Raw genomic sequence first — 3,414 nt, 5'->3', positions numbered from 1 at the left:
TAATTTTGTGAAAAATACCCTGTTCTGTGATCAGTCCAGTTACTAGATGAGCAGGCGTAACATCAAAGCCATAGTTGGCAGATTGAACCTGTGGCACAGTAATACAAACCTTTTCTAATTTGCCTTGGTCAGTTAATCCAAAAACATGCGTAACTTCTTCTGTATTACGCTGCTCAATAGGAATTTCCGTAATGCCATCTTTTATTGACCAGTCAATTGTTGGTGTGGGTACAGCTGCATAAAACGGTACGTTATTATCGTTGGCAGCTAGAGCTTTTAAATAAGTACCAATTTTATTACAAACATCACCTTGAGATGTTACCCTATCAGCACCAACTAAACAAATATCTACCATGCCATGCTGCATTAGGTGTCCACCTACATTATCAACAATTAGGGTAAATGGAACACCATGCTGGGCAAGTTCCCACGCTGTTAAGGCCGCTCCCTGATTTCGTGGGCGAGTCTCATCAACCCAAACGTGAACAGGAATACCAGCATCATAAGCCATATAAATTGGTGCTAGTGCTGTTCCCCAATCGAGTGTTGCCAACCAGCCAGCATTGCAGTGCGTCAGAATGTTAACAGTGTCTTGTTTCTGTTGATAAATTTCTTTTATAAGTTTCAAGCCATACTTACCAATAGATTCATTAATCTTAATATCTTCCTCGCAGATTGCTTTTGCCTCTGCTAAGGCGGCTTGATAACGTTGACTGATAGGTAATGGTAGAAGCTTTTGCTTCATCCGATTTAAAGCCCAGGCCAGGTTGACTGCTGTTGGGCGGGTTGCCAGTAATTTTTGACAGGCAGTTTCGAGGGTTGTATTATTATCTGGATTATCTTGCAAAGCAAAACATAATCCCCATACAGCGACAGCCCCAATCAACGGTGCTCCGCGCAACCACATTTCGTGAATAGCAGTTATAATTTCTTCTGTTGTCCTAAGATTAACAAAAACTAGCTGGTGTGGTAGTTGCCTTTGATCTATAATCCGAATAGATTCATCAGAATTAACTGTAATTGAGTGATGCCAAATACCATTAATTTTCATAAGAATTTCAGAGGAATTTGTGAGAAGTTTTTTACATAGATAAAGTCATGAGATACAGCCATAGTTTGTCTACTTAACCCACAAACGTTTAAATTAGCAGCACTGGCCGCAGCTAACTCTTGTGAAGAGTCAGACAAGAACAAAATCTCCTGTGGAAGGACAAGTAATTTATGTGCAATGGTAAGGTAGGAGTGACTCTCTATCTTACTGCCTGTAGTTGTATCGAAGTACTTGGAGAATAATGGGGTTAAATCTCCCATTAAAGTGTTTTGAAACAATAGTTTTTGAGCAGCAACAGAACCAGAAGAATAAACAGCTAGTTTTAAACCCGCGCCATACCAATGTTGAAGATATTCAACAGCATCAGGATATACGTGAGCCTTCAGCTCACCACTTTTATATCCTTCTTGCCAGATTAAACCTTGCAAGCTTTTTAATGGAGTAATTTTGCGGTCTTCAATGTGCCAAATCATCAACTTACTCAGACAGCTTTCCACATCAAGATTTGGTTGATCACTGATTTCTCTGACTTGTTGCAGGATATCCTGAATAATCGGCAATTCTAAGTGGTTCTGTACCCATTCTGATAAATGTTTTGCAGAATACGGAAAAAGAACTTCATGTACAAAACTAATATCGGTTGTAGTACCTTCAATGTCCGTCAGAATAATTTGAATTTGATTGCTTTGGTAAGTAACTGTCATAGTTTGAAAACTTTAATTACAGTTAAATCACTACTGAAATACTTTACTCGTTTTATTTCTCTCTTATTTTTTTGCAGAAAGCCGCGAAGAAGCCCCTCACTTCAGTATGAATTTATGGGCATATTCCTCATTCTGCTGCATATAAGTTAAAGTTGCTGATACTCAAAAATACCGCTTCAATAAAAATTCTAACTTCTCTTTCGTAGCTAAAGGAACTTTATCCATTTGAGTAAGAATTGCATACTTTAAAGCCGAGTGAGCATCTGAGGGTGGTGAGTTTTCCTTAAAACGGCGTACTGTTTCTTGAATTACCTTTTGTGCATTCACTGCATTGCGTTGTAGATTGGCAATGACCATCTCAACTGTTACACTGTCATGATCTGGATGCCAACAGTCATAATCAGTTACTAAAGCTAAGGTTGCATAGGCAATTTCTGCCTCTCTCGCTAACTTGGCTTCTGGTAAGTTGGTCATTCCAATCACTGTAGCCCCCCAGCTACGGTATAGATGTGACTCTGCTTTAGTTGAGAATGCTGGACCTTCCATACAAACATAAGTGCCACCAGAATGTAGGGTAACATTTGGTAATTTCAGGTTAGTAATCACATCTGCTAACACTGTAGCCAGCTGATTACACACTGGATTGCCAAAAGCAACATGAGCAACAATTCCTTCTCCAAAAAAGGTAGATATCCGATTCTTTGTTCTGTCAACAAACTGATCTGGTATTACCATATCTAGTGGTTTAACCTCTTCCTTGAGTGAGCCAACTGCTGAAGCAGAAATCAAGTACTCAACTCCTAAGTATTTCATGGCATAGATATTAGCACGGAATGGAATTTCAGAAGGTAAAAGACTATGATTGCGATTGTGACGAGCAAGGAAAACAACTTTTACTCCTTCTAAAGTTCCTATTATCAAAGCGTCGGAAGTTGCTCCAAAAGGTGTATCAATATTAACTTCTTTCACATCATTCAGGGCATCCATTTTGTATAGACCACTACCGCCAATGATTCCAATTTTTGCCTGAGCCATGATTTTTCCCTGTATTTAGTTGCAGAATATACACTAATTATTGTTACTAACAAAAAGATTATCTGTGATAGTACTGAGTATTTTTAGGGATGCTTAATTGCATGAAAATGACTGTGATCGCTAGTATTCAACTAATGCAATAATTGGTACATCTGGCAAATACTTACGGCCGTGTAAATTCTTTAACTCCACAATGAAGCTAAAGCCTACTAGTTGACAACCAATTTGCTTGATTAACTTTGCTGTAGCATTGGCTGTTCCACCTGTAGCTATTAAATCATCCACAATCAAAACTCGACTTCCTGCTTCTAGAGCATCTTGATGTACTTCTAGGCGATCTGTACCGTACTCTAGTTCATACTCAACCGAGTAAACTGAACAAGGCAACTTACCAGGTTTACGAACTGGTACAAAACCAGCTTCTAGTTTATAAGCCAATGGTGCACCAACAATGAAGCCTCGTGATTCAATTCCGACTACATAATCTACACTTAGCCCAGCAGCATTAATCTTTTGGGCTAGGGAATCAATTGTGTAATTTAGTCCATTTGAATTACGTAGAAGTGTGGTTATGTCTCGGAAATAAATTCCAGGTTTGGGAAAGTTGGGGACATCACGAATTAA

Annotated in this window: 4 protein-coding genes; all 4 read right to left on the bottom strand. The window is 38.9% G+C overall.

From position 1 onward, the window contains the following. Nucleotides 1–1,051 (bottom strand): S-methyl-5-thioribose-1-phosphate isomerase (mtnA, locus tag LC653_RS45150; RefSeq protein ID WP_229501736.1); only part of this gene is annotated, 1,051 nt, incomplete at its 3' end. After that, a complete protein-coding gene (mtnC, locus tag LC653_RS45145) occupies nt 1,048–1,755 on the bottom strand; it encodes an acireductone synthase (protein WP_229501735.1) in 708 nt (235 codons plus the stop codon). The genes mtnC and mtnA, both read right to left, overlap by 4 nt. A 162-nt stretch (nt 1,756–1,917) precedes the next feature. After that, on the bottom strand, nt 1,918–2,790 hold the full coding sequence (locus LC653_RS45140) for an S-methyl-5'-thioadenosine phosphorylase (RefSeq protein ID WP_229501734.1): 873 nt from the start codon (nt 2,788–2,790) through the stop codon (nt 1,918–1,920). 120 nt (nt 2,791–2,910) lie between these two features. Beyond that, nucleotides 2,911–3,414, bottom strand: a 504-nt coding sequence (locus LC653_RS45135) for an adenine phosphoribosyltransferase (protein WP_229501733.1), incomplete at its 5' end; no start/stop codon positions are given.

This window comes from Nostoc mirabile CHAB5784 (genome assembly GCF_020829645.1).
Taxonomy (GTDB): Bacteria; Cyanobacteriota; Cyanobacteriia; order Cyanobacteriales; family Nostocaceae; genus Nostoc; species Nostoc mirabile.
This window is presented reverse-complemented; position numbering and strand designations above follow the sequence as displayed.

Bases quoted from the DNA above. Each gene is read 5' to 3' on its own strand.
- LC653_RS45140 (WP_229501734.1), bottom strand. From the start codon at position 2,790: ATGGCTCAGGCAAAAATTGGAATCATTGGCGGTAGTGGTCTATACAAA.
- mtnC (WP_229501735.1), bottom strand. From the start codon at position 1,755: ATGACAGTTACTTACCAAAGCAATCAAATTCAAATTATTCTGACGGAC.